Annotated in this window: 14 protein-coding genes and 1 tRNA gene; 6 read left to right on the top strand and 9 right to left on the bottom strand. The window is 63.2% G+C overall.

Annotation, left to right across the window (positions count from 1 at the left end):
• The first annotated feature begins 62 nt into the window (after nucleotides 1-62).
• The 3 genes from ASILVAE211_RS08135 (at nucleotide 63) to ASILVAE211_RS08125 (ending at nucleotide 3,655) form a co-directional block, all read left to right on the top strand.
• On the top strand, nucleotides 63-1,667 hold the full coding sequence (locus ASILVAE211_RS08135; RefSeq protein ID WP_227320813.1) for a Do family serine endopeptidase: 1,605 nt from the start codon (nucleotides 63-65) through the stop codon (nucleotides 1,665-1,667).
• Between the two features lie 178 nt (nucleotides 1,668-1,845).
• On the top strand, nucleotides 1,846-2,877 hold the full coding sequence (locus ASILVAE211_RS08130; protein ID WP_227320812.1) for an NAD(P)-dependent alcohol dehydrogenase: 1,032 nt from the start codon (nucleotides 1,846-1,848) through the stop codon (nucleotides 2,875-2,877).
• A 10-nt stretch (nucleotides 2,878-2,887) separates the two neighbouring features.
• On the top strand, nucleotides 2,888-3,655 hold the full coding sequence (locus tag ASILVAE211_RS08125) for an SDR family NAD(P)-dependent oxidoreductase (RefSeq protein ID WP_227320811.1): 768 nt from the start codon (nucleotides 2,888-2,890) through the stop codon (nucleotides 3,653-3,655).
• 149 nt (nucleotides 3,656-3,804) lie between these two features.
• Here ASILVAE211_RS08125 and rlmB read toward each other — a convergent pair whose 3' ends face one another.
• Nucleotides 3,805-4,755: a 23S rRNA (guanosine(2251)-2'-O)-methyltransferase RlmB gene (rlmB, locus tag ASILVAE211_RS08120; RefSeq protein ID WP_406566043.1), complete on the bottom strand. Its 951-nt coding sequence runs from the start codon at nucleotides 4,753-4,755 to the stop codon at nucleotides 3,805-3,807.
• A 501-nt stretch (nucleotides 4,756-5,256) separates the two neighbouring features.
• On the opposite strand from rlmB, the gene ASILVAE211_RS08115 reads away from it, so the two are divergent.
• Nucleotides 5,257-5,342 (top strand) — tRNA-Tyr (locus ASILVAE211_RS08115).
• A 190-nt stretch (nucleotides 5,343-5,532) separates the two neighbouring features.
• Here the strand turns inward: ASILVAE211_RS08115 and ASILVAE211_RS08110 are convergent.
• Nucleotides 5,533-6,180, bottom strand: coding sequence for a response regulator transcription factor (locus ASILVAE211_RS08110; RefSeq protein ID WP_227320810.1), 648 nt, complete (start codon nucleotides 6,178-6,180; stop codon nucleotides 5,533-5,535).
• 1,153 nt (nucleotides 6,181-7,333) lie between these two features.
• Here ASILVAE211_RS08110 and ASILVAE211_RS08105 point away from each other — a divergent pair.
• On the top strand, nucleotides 7,334-9,274 hold the full coding sequence (locus ASILVAE211_RS08105) for a hybrid sensor histidine kinase/response regulator (RefSeq protein WP_227320809.1): 1,941 nt from the start codon (nucleotides 7,334-7,336) through the stop codon (nucleotides 9,272-9,274).
• A 24-nt stretch (nucleotides 9,275-9,298) separates the two neighbouring features.
• On the opposite strand, the gene ASILVAE211_RS08100 is transcribed toward ASILVAE211_RS08105, so the two are convergent.
• The 4 genes from ASILVAE211_RS08100 to ASILVAE211_RS08085 form a co-directional block, all read right to left on the bottom strand.
• Nucleotides 9,299-9,535 (bottom strand): hypothetical protein, encoded by a 237-nt coding sequence (locus tag ASILVAE211_RS08100; protein WP_227320808.1) that lies wholly within the window; start codon nucleotides 9,533-9,535, stop codon nucleotides 9,299-9,301.
• A 14-nt stretch (nucleotides 9,536-9,549) separates the two neighbouring features.
• On the bottom strand, nucleotides 9,550-9,771 hold the full coding sequence (locus ASILVAE211_RS08095) for a hypothetical protein (protein WP_227320807.1): 222 nt from the start codon (nucleotides 9,769-9,771) through the stop codon (nucleotides 9,550-9,552).
• Nucleotides 9,772-9,834: 63 nt separating this feature from the next.
• Nucleotides 9,835-10,314, bottom strand: coding sequence for a DUF2938 domain-containing protein (locus ASILVAE211_RS08090; protein ID WP_227320806.1), 480 nt, complete (start codon nucleotides 10,312-10,314; stop codon nucleotides 9,835-9,837).
• Between the two features lie 69 nt (nucleotides 10,315-10,383).
• Nucleotides 10,384-11,871: a mechanosensitive ion channel family protein gene (locus tag ASILVAE211_RS08085; protein ID WP_227320805.1), complete on the bottom strand. Its 1,488-nt coding sequence runs from the start codon at nucleotides 11,869-11,871 to the stop codon at nucleotides 10,384-10,386.
• 107 nt (nucleotides 11,872-11,978) lie between these two features.
• On the opposite strand from ASILVAE211_RS08085, the gene ASILVAE211_RS08080 reads away from it, so the two are divergent.
• Entirely contained in the window at nucleotides 11,979-12,605 is a 627-nt protein-coding gene (locus ASILVAE211_RS08080; RefSeq protein ID WP_227320804.1) for an ABC transporter substrate-binding protein, read from the top strand.
• A gap of 15 nt (nucleotides 12,606-12,620) precedes the next feature.
• Here ASILVAE211_RS08080 and ASILVAE211_RS08075 read toward each other — a convergent pair whose 3' ends face one another.
• The 3 genes from ASILVAE211_RS08075 to ASILVAE211_RS08065 all read right to left on the bottom strand — a co-directional run bounded on the left by ASILVAE211_RS08075 (nucleotide 12,621) and on the right by ASILVAE211_RS08065 (nucleotide 16,531).
• Complete coding sequence (locus tag ASILVAE211_RS08075) at nucleotides 12,621-13,424, bottom strand: Cof-type HAD-IIB family hydrolase (RefSeq protein ID WP_227320803.1); 804 nt, start codon at nucleotides 13,422-13,424, stop codon at nucleotides 12,621-12,623.
• Nucleotides 13,421-14,380, bottom strand: a complete 960-nt coding sequence (locus ASILVAE211_RS08070; protein WP_227320802.1) for a carbohydrate kinase family protein — start codon at nucleotides 14,378-14,380, stop codon at nucleotides 13,421-13,423. Before ASILVAE211_RS08070 ends, ASILVAE211_RS08075 begins: the two co-directional genes overlap by 4 nt.
• Nucleotides 14,381-14,470: 90 nt before the next feature.
• The gene (locus ASILVAE211_RS08065; protein WP_227320801.1) at nucleotides 14,471-16,531 is read right to left on the bottom strand and encodes a bifunctional aldolase/short-chain dehydrogenase; all 2,061 of its coding nucleotides are present in this window, start codon (nucleotides 16,529-16,531) and stop codon (nucleotides 14,471-14,473) included.
• Nucleotides 16,532-16,628 lie beyond the last annotated feature (97 nt).

Raw genomic sequence — 16,628 nt, 5'->3', positions numbered from 1 at the left:
GATGTTGTCCTGGCGCCGATATCGGTGTCGCATCCGCTGTTTGAGCATAGGAGTTACGCATCATGACCCGACGCCTCCCCCTAAGGTCTGCTTTGGCTGTCGCCCTGCTCACGGGCAGCGCGCTGGGTGGATATGCCCTATCCTCGCCCAGCTTCGCGGATGCCGCGCCGTCGGGCGCCGTCGATGTCAGCCACCTGCCGCCGGGCGCATCCGCCCAGGTGCTGCCTGATTTCACCGAGCTCGCGTCCCGCGTAAAGCCGGCGGTGGTGACGATTTTGTCCGACCTCAATCCGAACGCCATGGCGGATGACAGCATCGGCGGCAACCAGGGCGGCGGGGATCAGGGCGGAGACCAGGGCGATAACGGATCGGGTGGCGATCAGGGGCCGCAGGCGCAGAACGGTCTTCCTTTCCCGCTGCCTTTCCCCTTCAACATGATGCCGGGCGCGCCGGGCATGGGCGGCGCGCAGCCGCATCCGCAGGCGGTGGAAGCGGCCGGGTCCGGCTTTATCATCAACGGCAACGGCACCATCGTGACCAATAATCACGTGGTCCAGGGTGCCAAGACCATCACCGTCACCCTCTCGGACGGCACGCGCCTGCCGGCGAAGCTGATCGGCCGTGACCCCAGCACCGATATCGCCGTGCTGAAGGTCGATGCGAAGCATCCGCTGCCCTATCTGGACCTTGGCAGTTCGGCGAAGGTGCAGACCGGCCAGTGGGTTATCGCCATGGGCAATCCCTTCGGCCTGGGCGGTACGGTGACGGCCGGTATCGTCTCGGCCGAAGGCCGTGACATCGGCGACGGCCCCTATGACAGCTTCCTGCAGATCGACGCCCCCATCAACAAGGGCAATTCCGGTGGTCCGCTGTTCGATCAGGCGGGTGAGGTCATCGGCATGAACACCGCCATCCTGTCGCCCTCGGGTGGCAGCATCGGCATCGGCTTCGCCATTCCGGCCGATACGATCAAGGCGATCGTCGCGCAGATCATAAAGGACGGCCATGTCACGCGTGGTTTCCTGGGCGTCGAAGCCCAGTCGATCGATGCCGGCATGGCGCAGGCGCTGCACCTGCCCGGTGACAGCCAGGGCGCGCTGAACGGCGCGCTGATCGCGCAGATCGAACCGAGCAGCCCGGCGGCGAAGGCGGGTCTTCAGCCCGGCGACGTGATCCAGAAGGTCAACGGCACCGTCATCCATACGCCACGGGATCTCGCCATCAATATCGCGGGCATTAATCCCGGCCAGAACGCAAACTTGAGCATCGTCCGCAACGGCAAGACGCAGGACGTTTCTGTCGAGATCGCGCAGCTGAAAAGCAAGGTCGCGGCCAATAAGTCCGGTTCGCCGGCATCCAGCCAAGGTGGGGTCGGTCTGGCGCTGGCGCCACTGACGCCGGATCTGCGCGGCCAGCTGGGCGTGCCGGACGGTACGGATGGCGCGGTCGTGGCCCAGGTGCGTCCGAATTCTCCGGCCGACCAGGCGGGAATTCAGCAGGGCGACGTCGTGCTGGGCGTGAACAGCGCGGCCATCGGTTCTCCCAATCAGGCGGCGAGTGCCATTCACGCGGCACTGCAGAGCGGCGGTGGCGCAGTCGCCCTTCGCATTCTGCGTCAGGGCCAGCCGATCTTCGTGGCGATCACGCCGGACAAAACGGCGGGCTGATTGCCACGCGCAGGGCGGCATAAGCCGCCCGTTTGAGATTAATATCGCACCCGGTTGAGACTTGCGTCTCAGCCGGGTTCTTTTTTGCGCGAAACCGTGCTGAGAGTCATAGTCGAGAGGGAATGAAGCGGCCGGCAAAGGCTGCCTGGACCGCAAGGCCTCTTTGGGAGAAACGACGATGCAAGCCTTGGTCATGGAAGAGATCCGCCGCCTTCAGTTGCGCGAGATCGATGTACCGACGGAAACAGGCCCCGGAGAGGTCAAGATCGCCATGAAGGCGGTCGGCATCTGCGGCAGCGACCTGCACTTCTACCTTCACGGCCATATCGGCCCCTTCTGGGTCAAAGAGCCGATGATCCTGGGCCATGAAGGTGCCGGCCAGATCGTGGCGGTGGGCGAAGGTGTCACCAATCTCAAGGTCGGTGATCGCGTGGCGATGGAACCGGGCATTCCGGACTGGACGTCGCGCGCCTCGCAGCTCGGCCTCTATAATCTCGACCCTGCCGTGCGCTTCTGGGCGACGCCGCCGGTGCATGGCTGTCTGGTGCCGGAAATCGTCCATCCCGCCAATCTTACGTTCAAGCTGCCCGATGGTGTCAGCTACCAGGAAGGCGCCTTCGTCGAGCCGCTAGCCGTCGGCATGCAAGCCGTCAACAAGGCCCATATCCTGCCCGGCCAGACGGCCGTGGTGCTGGGTGCCGGCACGATCGGCATGATGGTGGCGCTGGCGGCACTCGCGGCCGGCGTTTCCCGCGTCATCATGACCGATGTGCAGAAGGAAAAGCTCGCCATTGCTGGCGGCTATGCCGGCATCGTGCCGGTGAATGTGTCAGAGGTGAAGGCGGCGGACCGTGTGCGCGAACTGACCGACGGCTGGGGTGCGGATGTGGTGTTCGAGGCCTCCGGCAGTCCGCATGCCTTCAAGGGCATTTTTGATCTCGTCTGCCCGGGCGGTTGCGTTGTCCTCGTCGGCATGCCGCCGGCCGAAGTCGCGCTCGATGTCGTCGGTGCGCAGATCAAGGAAGCGCGCATCGAGACGATCTTCCGCTATGCCAATGTCTATCCGCGCACGATCGATCTGCTCGGCTCCGGCAAGATCGACCTCAAGCCGCTGATCTCGCGCACCTTCCCCTTCGCGGAATCGGTCGCGGCCTTCGAATTCGCGGCCCAGGGCTCGCCTGAGGTCGTGAAGACGCAGATCGTCTTCTGAGGACAAACCCATGAGCCTAGCCGAGAGGTTTTCGCTGACGGGCAAAAAGGCTTTGGTGACCGGTGCCTCCAAGGGCATCGGTACCGAGCTTTGCCGGGTGATGAGCGAGGCGGGGGCGGATATTGTCGCTGTCGCCCGCGATGCGGCGGGTCTCGCCGAGGTCAAATCGGTCGTCGAGGGCAATGGCCGGCGCTGTCTGACGATCAGCGCCGATCTGGGCCAGGCTGACGCGCCGGAACGCGCGGCGCGGGAAGCGCTGGCGGCCTGGGGCAAGATCGACATCCTGGTCAATAATGCGGGCGTCAGCTTCCCCAAGCTGCTGGTCGACCAGACGATCGAAGAGTGGGACTTGATTCAGGCGGTCAATCTGCGGGCGCCATGGCTCATCGCCCGGACTTTGGTTCCGGCGATGATGGCGCAAAAAGCGGGCAAAATTGTCAATGTCAGCAGCCAGACCAGCGCGGTCGCCCTGACCGAACACGGCGCCTATGCGGCGTCGAAGAACGGCCTGAATGGCCTTACCAAGGTCATGACGGCGGAGTGGGCGGCCTACAATATCCAGTGCAATACCGTCTGCCCGACGGTGACGATGACGCCGATGGGCCAGCAGGTCTGGGGTGACCCGGCGAAGCTTGGCCCCATGGTCGCCAAAATCCCGGCCGGGCGCGTCGCGCAGACGGTGGAGGTCTGCGACGTGATCCTGTTCCTGTGCTCCCAGGCGTCGGACATGGTCACCGGGCAGGATATCTTCGTCGACGGCGGCTATACGGCGCTGTGACACAGCGGCTTGCCGAACCATAAGATGTCACCCCCGGACTTGGTCCGGGGGCCTACCCGCTATCCTGGCGAGACGGCGTTTGGGCGCCGCAAGAGGTAGACCCGCGGCATGAAGCCGCGGGTGACAATTTTTCTGAGGCGCGGCTTGCCTCAGCCCTTGCGGCCGATTTCGTAGAGCGAAACGGCGGCGGCGGCCGAGACGTTCAGGCTCTCCATCTCACCCGGCATCGGCAGCTTGGCGAGTTCGTCGCAGGATTCGCGCGTCAGCCGGCGCAGGCCTTCGCCTTCGCCGCCCAGCACCAGAGCCACACGGCGACCGGCAAAGGAGGGTCCGTGCAAAGCCTGGGTCGCTTCCGCGTCCAGCCCCACCACCCAGCAATCGGCGGCCTTCAGCATGACGAGCGTGCGGGCCAGATTGACGGCGCGCAGCAGCGGTACCGTTTCCAGCGCCCCTGAGGCCGCCTTGGCCAGAGAGCCGGTTTCTTCCGGCGCATGACGCTCCTGCAAAATAACCCCGGCAACGCCGAAAGCGGCGGCCGAGCGCAGGATGGCGCCGACATTGCGCGGGTCGGTGACCTGATCCAGCACCAGAACCGGGCCGGGACGTTCCAGCACTTCCCCGATCGTCAGCTGCGGCAGCAGGTCGGCCAGAACGGCAAGGCCCTGATGCACCGAGTCGCGGCCCAGCATCTGATCCAGACGGGCGCGATCGACGGTTTCTGGCTGGATGGCCCAGGGTTGCGGCAGGCGGGTGCTGAGATTGGCGGCACCGTCCTCCGTCGCCAGCAGCCGGCGCAGGCGGCGGGCCGGATTAGCGAGCGCCGCCTGCACGGCATGGGTGCCGTAGATCCAGACGGTGCCGCGCGGCGTGTCGGCCGCATTCGGACGCGCCGTGCGCGGCGCGAAGCTCTGCTCGCGCTCCCGGTCACGGTCGAGCCCCTCACGCGCCCGGTCCTGCACGCGGGCAGGGGCGGCCAGCGGCGTGCGCTCGGGCCTTTCGGTGCGCTGCGGGCGGTCACTGTCATAGGAGCGCGGCCGGTCGGTCTGCGGCGCGCGGCGATCCGGGCGTTCGTCACGCTGCGGCCGTTCTGCGCGCTCCATGCGTTCCGGGCGCTCTGCGCGTTCCGGCCGTTCGGCGCGGATGCCGGGCTTGGCGCCACGTTCGGGGCGGGGTGCGGCAGGCCTTGGCGTCGCCGGGCGCGGTCCATGAACATTACGCAGGCCTGGCTTGGGGCCGCCGGGGGCCGCCGAGCGCGGTCCGGCCTGACGCGGCGCCGGCGAACGCGGCGCGTCCTCGCGAGACACGTCACGATTGCGCGGATTGCTTGCGCCGGATGCATAGCTTGAACCGCCCTGCGGCTTGCCCGGGCGGCTGTCGCCACCACGCCCTGCACTTGAAGAAGAGCCTTGATGGGGCTTGGAATATGCTTTGCCGCCGGCCGGCTGGCCGCGAGAACGGTCTGAACGGGGCGGTTTCATGAGGAGCTTCCTTGCATGGACGGGGTGATGGGCTATCGCGGCCGCATGTCAGATTATCGGCCGCCGCACCCATAGCCTTCGTTGACAAGAACGAGCAAATGAGGGATTTGCACGTCCCACGCTGGAGGGGTGCCCGAGTGGCTAAAGGGGACGGACTGTAAATCCGTTGGCGCACGCCTACGTTGGTTCAAATCCAACCCCCTCCACCATTCTCCTCATTCAATGTCAGGATGCCGCGGCGCTCTCAGCGCCTGCTTTGCCCCATGACACGCATGTCAGGTGTGATCCTGTGCGTCAGCAATCAGCCAGTCAGTCAGTCATCCATAGGCGCTCGCACAAGGCCGCTGCGGCCCATCAGATGCTGTGCCTGATGGGGCCCGCTGCCCTGGCCGGTCGCGGTTAGGCCCAGGCGCTGCCGACGAAGGCCGCCTGCGTGCGGTTGGTGACGCCGAACTTGCTCATGATGTTGCGCACATGGACCTTGGTGGTGCTTTCGCTCATGCCGAGTTCGAAGGCGATAATTTTATTGGGCTTGCCTTCCTTCAGCTTGGCGAAGACCTGCGCCTGCCGTTCCGTCAGCACATCCAGGCCGCTCTTCTGCTTTTCGACGGCATGGGTCTCCAGCAGAAGCTCGGGCGGGATGAACGTGCCGCCGTTCAGGATGAAGTCGATCGCGGAATAGAGAATCTTGAAACCGGAATCAGCGGTCGACAGCAATCCGCGGACACCCGACTGAATGGCCTGCCGCGCCACGGCGGATAGTTTCGCTTTCGATTGATCGGTAACGACCAGCAGGCGGACATCATGGCCGCTGACCGCTTCGAGCGCGGCTGCAATTTCGGCATCGAGATCCTGATGGATGTAGATCATAGCAACAAGCGGCTGATCGTCATTCGCTTCGATCGCTTCGGTAACCGTCGCGAAAGACTGGACGTCCCATTTGTCTTTGGCGGAAGCGCCAAGAACTTGAACCAGGCATTCGCGGGACAGACGCTGCCCGTCGATCACGGCAACGCAAGGATGATGCGGCGCTGCATGCGTCGCCAATTCTGCTGACGAACCATGAAAGGTCCGGGTTACTTCAGAAGCGCTAAGGTCATTTATAAAGGTCATGATGTTTCTCAAATCGGCGTGCGTAATTCGGTGAATGATGTGTCGTGGGGATAATCGCCACTTCGTATGCACAGCATTTCGCACGAACGGTTTCGATGGATGCAGCCCCATTTGGGGCACATATTCGTGCCCATAAATTTTTAGACCCCTCAAAATTGTCTTGAAAAGCTCGGAAACGCTTGGAATTTATACAAAAGACAGAGCAAAAGACTGAGACGTACACAATTACGTTATGGGCCAGAGGGGCCAGTTTTATTGAAATGAGCAGTCTAGATAAAGAAGTCTAGGTCTAAGGACTTAGTTCTTGTTTGTGCGCATCGAGAATCAAAGCCGATTTTGCTCGAAAACTCGGCCGGCATATTCGATTTTCATGAAATTAAAAACAAAAATCTATAGATAAATAAACAACATTTTTTAAGAGTTGGTATTTTATTGCGATTTATAACAAGGCAACGGAAGGATGGTGCGCGTGGGAATTTTGGCCGGTTGAGGTGTGTGAATTGCTCCTTTGTCTGATACGAAAAAACTGTTCCGAAATCGTTTCAGTGGTACCCGTTTAGAGGTATAATAATACACGCTGCCGGCCGGTCGAAAGCGAGTCGCAATCGCGTCGCGATGATGGCCTGCTCATATGGATTAAATAAATTCTACCTCTTATGGTTAGGTTTGGCTGCAAATCCTGGTTTGCGTCATACGGTTTGCGAACGGCCTTTCGGTGAATCCCTCCCCACCATCCGAATAGAATCGACACCTTAAAACTAGTCCGAACGCATTGATGGGTTTGGGCGACGGGCGGGCGCGCTATCGCCCAAAGCCAGACATCACCAAAGCAAGTGATGGCTGTGCTGCATCGGCCGGATAACTCATTTCACTCAGACACCCGTCACGTGCGCAGGCCCGTAAGCCAAGAGGGCAGCGGAGATATTAGGTAGACCCTTGAATTCTCGTGCGTTAGCTGCGCTCTATGGACCTATGTGATGAACGCTGACGGGTATGGTTTTAACGGTGGATAGTCGAGTGAGCGGAGATTGGTCCCGCCAGACCGCGGCCCCCCCACCCGGTCTCGCCGATCTGACGGTCGCCGCGCATGGCGCGTGAATCTCCTGTCGAAATTCCCAATCTGCACGAACTTCTGATCCAGGAGGTCGTCGACTACGCAATCTATATGCTGAGCCCCACCGGCGAGGTCATCAGCTGGAATACCGGGGCGGAGCGGATCAAAGGCTATAGCGAGGCCGAAATCCTTGGCGCGCATTTTTCCCTTTTCTATACCGATGAAGATCGGATTGCGGGCATTCCGGCGCGCGCTCTGAAGACTGCCACCGAAAGCGGGCGTCTGGCGGCGGAAGGCTGGCGGCTGCGTCGTGATGGTAGCCGCTTCTGGGCCGTGGTGGTACTCGCAGCGATCTACAAGGACGGCGAGGTCGTCGGCTTCGCCAAGATCACCCGCGACATGACAGAGCAGCACGCGGCCCAGGTCGCGGCTCTGGAAAGTGAGCGCCGCTTTCGCCTGCTGATCGAGAGCGTGACGGACTACGCCATCTGCATGCTGGACCCCGCCGGCTATGTCACGAATTGGAATGCCGGGGCCGAACGCATCACCCTCTATCGATCGGCCGATATCGTCGGCTGCCATTTTTCGGATTTCTATACCGACGAAGACAGACAACTCGGCCTGCCAGCCCTGGCGCTGCTCGCGGCACGGACGGACGGCCGCTATGCGACAGAGGGCTGGCGTGTGCGCCGTGACGGCAGCCGCTTCTGGGCCAACGTCCTGCTGGACCCGATTCAGGATAGCGGGGTTCTTGTCGGCTTCGCCAAGATCACCCGCGATCTGACCGAGCGGCGCGAGGCGCAATTGCAGTTGGAGGCATCGCGCCAGCAGCTCTTCCAGGCTCAAAAAATGGAGGCGGTCGGCCAGCTCACAGGCGGCCTGGCGCATGATTTCAATAATGTCCTGACCGGCATCATCGGCAGCCTGACCCTGATCGAATCGCGAATCGCCGCCGGCCGCTATGACGGGCTGTCGCGCTATATCGCGGCGGCCCAAGGGGCGGCAGGGCGGGCGGCGGGGTTGACCCACCGGCTTCTGGCCTTCGCGCGGCGCCAGACGCTTGATGCCAAGGTGACGGCGATCAATGACCTCATTCTTAATATGGGTGAGCTTGTTCAGCAGACCGTGGGCAGCCGGGTGACGCTTTCCACCGATCTGACGCCCAATCTCTGGGCCGTGCGCTGCGATTCCAATCAGCTGGAAAGCGCCATCCTCAACCTTTGCCTCAATGCCCGCGACGCAATGCCGTCCGGCGGATCGATTGTCATCCGTACCATCAATCAAAGGATCGCGGATCGAGCGGCGCGGGATCTGCGTCTGGCGGACGGCGACTATATTGCGGTCAGCGTGACCGACACCGGGACGGGCATGGCGCCCGAGGTGATCGCGCGCGCCTTCGATCCCTTTTTCACGACCAAGCCAATCGGGCAGGGTACGGGGCTAGGCCTGTCGATGATCCATGGTTTCGCGGAGCAGTCCGGCGGCCGGGCCCGCATCGCCTCCGAGCCGGGCCAGGGCGCGACCGTCACGCTGTATCTGCCGCGCCACAGCGGCGAGGCGCCCGATGAGACGCTGCCGGAGCCGGAATTTGAGGCGTCCTACGAAAGCCGCCGGGGATCGACGATCCTGGTGGTCGATGACGAGGAGGCGATCCGCATGCTGGTCGTCGAAGTGCTGTCAGATTTTGGCTATGTCTGTCTGGAATCCTGGGACAGTGATCACGCCATCGAAACTTTGCGCGCACATCCGGAAGTCCGGCTGATGATCACCGACGTCGGGCTTCCCGGCGATATGAACGGACGCCAGGTGGCTGAAGCCGCCCGGACCTTCCTGCCCGACCTGAAAGTGCTGTTCGTGACCGGCTACGCGGACAGCGCCGTCATCGGCGAAACTTTCGGCGACGGCACGCGCATTCTGGGAAAGCCGTTCTCACTTGATGTTTTGATCAATCAAGTAAATGATCTCTGCGCCTGAGCGTGGCTGATGTTGTCAGGGTGGTTACCAGCGGCGGCGGTCACCTGCGTGGGCCAGCAGAAACATCACGACCAGCACGGCCAGAACAAGCAGTCCTGCCTGGCCAAGCGTCAGATGGTGCATCAGCCGGAAGATAAAGCTGTAGATCAGCGCATGGATGATGCCGGAAGCGATGGTGTGGCCCAGCCAGTCCGTCCAGCCGTGGTGATAGCCGTAGCCGTAATGGGCCGATAGCAGATCTGACAAACTGCCGAGCGTCACGTCGAAGTCTGATATCATCCGGGGAAAAGCTCGCCATTGACCTTGAAGGCCGCGCGACAGGCATCCGAATCCCTCGCCGCGTTATAGTGGTTTTCGCAGTAAATCAGCTCTTTGAGAAAAGCCTTGTGGTCATGCCGATAGGTCGTGACATGCTCATCGGTGCAGGCCGCCAGCGATGCGGGTATCATGATGATCAGCAGCGCTCGCGTTGCCTGCCGTGGAAATTGCAAAATCAACGGTCTTGCTCCCGTTCTCTCGAGGCCAAGGGCAGGACCGCAATCTGTTTGCGATATTGCCCGTCAGCGTATTAGCAGCGCTGTCGCATAAAGGCCAAAGCCAAAAACCGTGTGCGCGATCAGCCCCATGATGCGGACGCGATTGGGGTTGGGCGTGCGCGATGCCGCCCAGCCGAGGCCAAGACCCGGCACCAGCAGGAACCAGCCGCCGGCGATGGTGACGATGCCCCAGATCCAGGCCGGCCAGAAGGTCGGATGCACGAGCCAGCCGGGACCGGTGAGCGCCACAAGAATGGCGCCGTAGAGCGCGCCGACCACATAGTGAAAAACCCAGCCCATGGAATTTTCGAGCGCGAAGGGCGCGGCGGCGGCGATATCGTCATGAAAGACGCGGCCGTTTCCCAGATGCCCGACCCAGCGGCCGACCGGCCTCCAATTGGGGCGTGACTGGCCAGGGAAGGCCGCAAGGATAAAAGCCCAGATATCCATCAGGATCGTGGCCCCGATGCCGATCAGAAGGCCGCGCCACAGAAGATCAATCATGAATTGCCTCGGTTCAGGTCAGATATGCGGACGGTAAGCGCAATGATCGCCATAGGCCATGGGTCGCGATCAGCCCGACAGCAGGCGCAGAAACTTTCGCAGCTTGATGCGCAGCTCATCCGGCGGCTGCCGGTCTTGCGGCTCCTCGGCCGCCATGTCGCGGGCGATCACGGCCTGGCTGCGATGGGCCAGGTCTTCCAGCCCGGCCGCCAGTTCCGGCGAGGTCGCGATGGCGGCCGCGATAGCGGTCTTGTTCATCCGGAATACACGCACGGGCGTGATGGCCGTGGCGGTCGCGCCATGGGGCGTATCCGTGATGAGGCCGATCGCACCCAGGCTCTCGCCGGGGCTCATGCGGCGCAGCAGATGCGGACCTGTGGCCGTGTTGCGGGTCACTTCCACGACGCCGCTCGCGATCAGGAAAAGATATTGCGGCTTGCCGCCTTCCTCCATCAGGCGGTCGCCGGGTTGAAGCACCTGTTCCTTGAAATGTTCGGCCAGCTCGCTGCGGTCTTTTTCCGGCAGGATGCCGAAGAGATCGGATTGTTCCAGAAGCTCGGCCGGACTCGGCGTGCCGGCAGACACCGGCCTTTCCGTGCCCTCGGCCGCTGCGAAAGCGATATGGGCATGACGCAGGTGCCTATGGATCTGGGTCCAAATCTCGCTGCGGGCGGCGCCCAGCAGCGCGCTCGACGAGACCGAATAACTGATGGAATAGCTCACGCCATGGGGATGCAGGCCCGTGCAGATGACAGACGGCGCCGGGATGGACAGAGGCAGAACGGCAGACTGGATTGCCGCTTCCAGGGTCGTCAGCGCCTGTTCGGGCGGAATGCCCGGGTCGAGCTTGATCTCCAGCGTATCGCCCCGGGTCATGACGGGCAGACTGCGATTGACCAGGCGCGCCTTGGCGATGACGCTATTGGGCACGATGGCGATATTACCGTGGCCGGTCGCGATCTGCGTGGACCGCCAATTGACCTGCGTCACATGACCTTCGATCCCGCCCTCGATCCATAGAAGGTCGCCGGGCTTATAGGGCCGCTCCAATCCGACCGCGATGCCGGAAAAGACATCGGCCAGCGTGTTCTGGGAGGCGAGGCCGAGCACGATGGCGATGACGCCGGATGTGGCGACCAGCCCCGCGATCGGCACGCCGAATACGAAATTCACGATGGCGAGCAGTGTCGCGACACCGATTGCGCCGGCAATCAGGTCTGACACCATCTGCGTTTCGCGCGGCCGGTGTTCCAGCACGACGACGATGCGGACGACGCTGATGGCAACACCGGCGACCAGAACCCACCAGCCGGCTTCGATCACGTGATCCCAGAAGCTGCGGCCGGAATAGATCGGGCTATAGTGGGGATGAAGCGGCGATACCATGAGGCGCTGGACGACGATCGTCAGCACGGCAAAGACAAGATAGCGCCACAGCAGCTTGAACCAGACCGGCCAGGCCGGCCGCAATCGCCCGACGACGAGCGCGGCGGCCAGCAGGGTGCTTGCCACAATGTGCAGAGTGAGTTCTGTTTCCATCAGTCCCGTTGTCGCCACGTCCAAAATACTGGCCCTGTTCGTTCTGGGAGAGGATGGTTGTAAAACGACCGTCCGCGCGATCTAAAGATGATGCAATTTTTAGCAATGCCCAAGGAGAGCTTCGCATGACGGTGTCAAGACGTAAGCTGCTGGCGATGACGGTGCCTTTGGCGATGGCGGCTGGCGGTGTGCGCGCCCAGTCCGCCGCAGGGCCGACGGCCACGATCACGCAGTTTTATGTACCCTTGCTGCAAATCATGAAGGAAGGCCGCCACACGCCCTTCCAGCAGCGTTACCAGACGCTGGCACCGGCGGTTGACCAAGCCTTCGATCTTGAGGGTATTCTCCGCGTTTCGGTCGGCGCCTATTGGTCCTCCGTGCCGCCCGCGCAGCAGCAGTCTTTGCTGACCGTATTTCGGGCCTTCACGATCGCGAACTACGTCTCGAATTTCCATGCCTATAAGGGCCGGGTCATCGCGGTATCGCCGACGACCCGCGCCGTCGGCGCGCAGCAGATCGTTTCCACAACCATCACGAAACCGTCACGCGATCCGCTGCGCATCGATTACGTGCTGCGCAATGAAAGCGCGGGATGGAAAGTGGTCGATGTGCTGCTGGACGGCACGATCAGCCGTGTTGCCGTGCAGCGCTCTGATTTCGCCTCTCTGGTCACCAAGGGGGATGCGAGCCAGCTGATCGCGACGCTGAAATCCAAGGTGTCCACGCTGTCGGACGGCGCCATCACGGTTTGATGACGCCCGACCGCATTATCCCAGGTGGATGATGCGGTCGGCGGCTTCGGCCCAGCCGTCGCTGTCATTATCGGCGACGGTGATATGGGCGCTGGCCTTTACGCCGTCCGAGGCATTGCCCATGGCGATAGCAAGGCCACTGGCCGCGAACATCGGCAGGTCATTGGGCATATCGCCGATGGCGGCCATCTCCGCCGGATCGACGCCCAGGAGTTTCGCGATAAGGCGTGCCGCTTCGCCCTTATTGGCCCGCGCATTGGTCACATCGACATAATAATCCTGGCTGCGCAGCACGGCGGCGGCCTCGCCGAGTGCTGCCGACAGGCCGGTGGCCGCGACCGCACAGCGGGCAAAATCGTTGCTCGATCCCATGACCTTGTGAACGGCGCCCAGATAGGGCGCGAAATCGGAAACCACGCGCCAGCCCATGCTGATGGAAAGCTGTTCGCGGGCGATATAGGCGGCGTTTTCGTTCTTCAGCAGCCATTCGCCACCGGCGAAGACCCAGACATCCAGCCCGTCGCGCTCCAGCCGCGCCACCGCTTCGCGGCAGGCGTCTTCGGGGATGGTATGTTCGGCGACGGTGCGGCCTGCGGCGTCCTGCACCAGCGCGCCGTTGAAGCCGGCGCAGGGCGTATCGAGGCCGAGCGGCGTACGCAGCACCGCAAGGCCGCCCGGCGGCCGGCTGCTGATCAGCGCCAGCCGGATGCCGGCCTGACGCAGCCGTGCGGCGGCCAGGATGGTGCTGGGGGCAAGCGTGCGGTCATGCCGGACGATGGTGCCGTCGACATCGGAGACCAGAAGGCTGGGCCGCGTCATCGTTTGATGGGCAGGCTGTTCATGGCGACGACCGTCTGATCGAAATCGACGATGCCGGCGTCCGAACCCAGGCCGCCCGCGACGAGGGCGCCACAGGCACCGGCGAAGCGCGCTGCCTTTTCGATATCCCAGTCATGGTGCAGCGCCGTGATCAGCCCGCCGGTGAAGGCATCGCCGCAGCCGGTGGTGTCGACGACCTTGATGTCATGGGCGGGCAGCCGGAAGGTGGTATCGCCGGTCGAGATGAAGGCGCCGTCGCCACCCATCGTCAGCACGCAGGTGCCGACGCCGAGGTCATGGAAATATTTCGCGCAATCTTCCGGTGTCTCATGCCCGCACAGCGCCGAGGCTTCCTCGATGCTCGGCACGAAATAATCGACATAGGCCATCGCCGGCTTGATCTTCGCCATCAGCGGCGCTTCCGCGAAAATGAGGTCGAAGGTCGTGGTGCGGCCGGCCGCCTTGGCGGCGGCCAGCAGCGCGCGGGTCGGCTCGCCGTCCATTTTGCCCAGAAGGCCGTTGCCGCCCATATGGACGAAGCGCGCGTCGAGCACGCGGGGGTATTCCGCTTCCGTGATCAGCAGGGCGTCGGATGAGCCGCGCACATGCAGGCAGGGCCGCTCGCCATTCGGCCGCACGGCCAGGATGGAGGCCGCCGTATGCACGCCCTTGTAGCGCTGCATGGCGCTGGTATCGATGCCGAAGCCTTCCAGCGTCGCGCGGACGAAGAAGCCCTTTTCATCCTCCCCCACGGCGCCGACCGCGAGGGCCTTTAGGCCGAGCTTGGCGCAATCGATGATGGTGCCGCCGGCAGTGCCGGCGACAGTCAGGCGGATTTCCTCGATGAAATCCGCCGTGCCGCCGTCCGGGATGCGCCGTACCGGGCGGCCCAGAATATCGATGCAATACAGTCCTACGACGCTGACGTCATAGGTCGGCTTGGTGGTGTCGGACATATTTCCTGTTCTCTCCCCGTGAATTCTTTGATCCATCGGTCGGCACGTCTTGGGCCGCGCGATGCTGGCATCGCGCGGCTGAAAGCTAGATCATCGCAGCATTGCCGCGACATTGCCGCCGTCGACGGTGATGATGTTGCCGGTTGTCTTGGCAAGCCGCGCCGAGGCGACGAAGGCCTGCGCCACGTCCTGGGCCGTGACTTCCTGGCCCAGAATATTGCCCGCCATATAGTCTTCCGGTGTCACGCCACGCGCGGCGGCCCGCGCCTCGATCATCTCCGGGTTGAGCAGGCCCGAGCGGATACGGTCCGCATTGACGCCATTGGCGCGAATGCCCTCTGCGCCGTGTTCCAGCGCATATTGCCGGACAAGGGCGAGCAGGGCTGCCTTGGCCGTGCCATAGGCGCCGAAATTGGCGCCGGGATTGACCGCCTGTTTCGAGACATTGAACAGCAGCGCGCCGCCCAAACCCTGAGCGCGCATCACGGAAACGGCGGCACGCGCCATGTTCTGATGGCCGAAGAAGTTGAGCTCAAAACTCTGCCGCAGAACCGCGTCCGGCATATCGGCCATCATGCCGGTGGAGGCCGAACCGGCATTGGAGACGAGGATATCGAGACCGCCGAAATGGGCTGTCACGCTGTCCACCGCGCGGGCGACATCGGCCGTATCGGTCACGTCGCAGGTCACAGCCAAAGCCCGGCCGCCGATGAGCTTGGCGGTGGCTGCGGCCGCCGCCGGGTCACGGTCCAGCACGGCGACCTCAGCGCCTTCAGCCGCGAAGGCGCGGGCGACGGCCTGGCCGATGGCGCCCCCACCACCGGTGACGGCCACAATCTGCCGGGCGAGCGGCTTTTCCGCGCCGCGGCCCAGCTTGGCCTGCTCCAGCGACCAGTATTCCATGTCGAAATGGTCGGCTTCGGTGATGGATTCGAAAGTGCCGACGGTCTCGGCGTCCAGCACGGCGTCGATCCAGGCTTCCGCGACATCCGCCGAAACGCTGGCCTCGGCGGCCGTCTTGCCGATACCGACGACGCCGAAGCCGGGAATGGCCAGCACGCGCGGCAGCGGGTCCAGCGGCTTCTTGATGCCGCCGACGCGCGCATTGTGGCGCGCAAAATACGCCTGATAGTCGAGCACGAAATCCGAAATCGCGGTCTCGGCTTCAGCGCCCCAGTCGGCCAGCGTAGCGGTGCTGACGGCCGGCAGAATGGCGGGGCCGGATTTGATGCGGATGACCTGTTCCGGGGTCGCTACGCCACGCTTGCCGTAGCTGTCCAAACCGGTACCGTTCACGAAGCGCAGGATGCGGTCGCTGCTGCGATGATTGAGCAACCAGCGCGCCGGCGTCCCATCGGGGGCATATTTCGCCAGAATGCCGCGCAGAACCGGGAAAATGGCGGAGGCCGGTGCCGGATCGGCGGGTAGGGCAACCGCATGCAGGGCCGGATTGTCGCGTCCGTTTTCCGCGACATAACGCTCCATCAGCGTGACCATTTCGATCATCAACTCATAGGTGGCGCGAGCGGTTTCCCCCATCGTGAAGATGCCGTGCTTCGCCAGAAGAAGGCCCTGCACACCGGGATTGCGGTCGAAGACGTCGCCGGCGGTCTTCGCGAGCTGAAAGCCCGGCATGATATAGGGCACGAAGGCGACGCGGCCGCCGAAGATGCGCTGGCATACGGCTTCCGCGTCCGGCAGGCAGGCGATGGCCGTCGACACCACCGAATGCGTATGGTCGATGAATTTCTGCGGCAGATAGGCATGCAGCAGCGTTTCCACAGAGGGGTTCGGCGCGCTGGTATCCAGCAGGTTCTGCCGCTGGGCATTGACCATGTCCTCGTCCGACATGCGATCCAGCGTCCGCAGCCGGTCGAGCGGTGCGCGGCGGACGGCGGGATGGCCGTCCGGCTCGATCACCGCCAGATCGCGTCCGCTGCCCTTGATGCAGAGAACATCGACCAGATCGCCGAACAGATCGGGCAGGCGCGTCTTGACCGAGGTATTGCCGCCGCCATGCATGACGAGCCAGGGCACGCTGCCCAAAAGGCGCGAGCTATAGGTGCGCAAAGCGAGATCTTCGCCCACGCCGCGCTGCGCGTAATAGGCCACGCAAGCGCGGGCATCATCATCCGACCAAAGGCTTTTCATCGTTCTCGGTGCCGTGTTCTGGACTGCTGTGTATGGACGTTCTGAGGCGGCTGCTCTGAGGCAGTCTTGTAACCTGTCCCGACTGTAGAGGTGGCTC

The sequence above is a fragment of the Acidisoma silvae genome, assembly GCF_020618775.1.
Lineage (GTDB): Bacteria > Pseudomonadota > Alphaproteobacteria > Acetobacterales > Acetobacteraceae > Acidisoma > Acidisoma silvae.
This window is presented reverse-complemented; position numbering and strand designations above follow the sequence as displayed.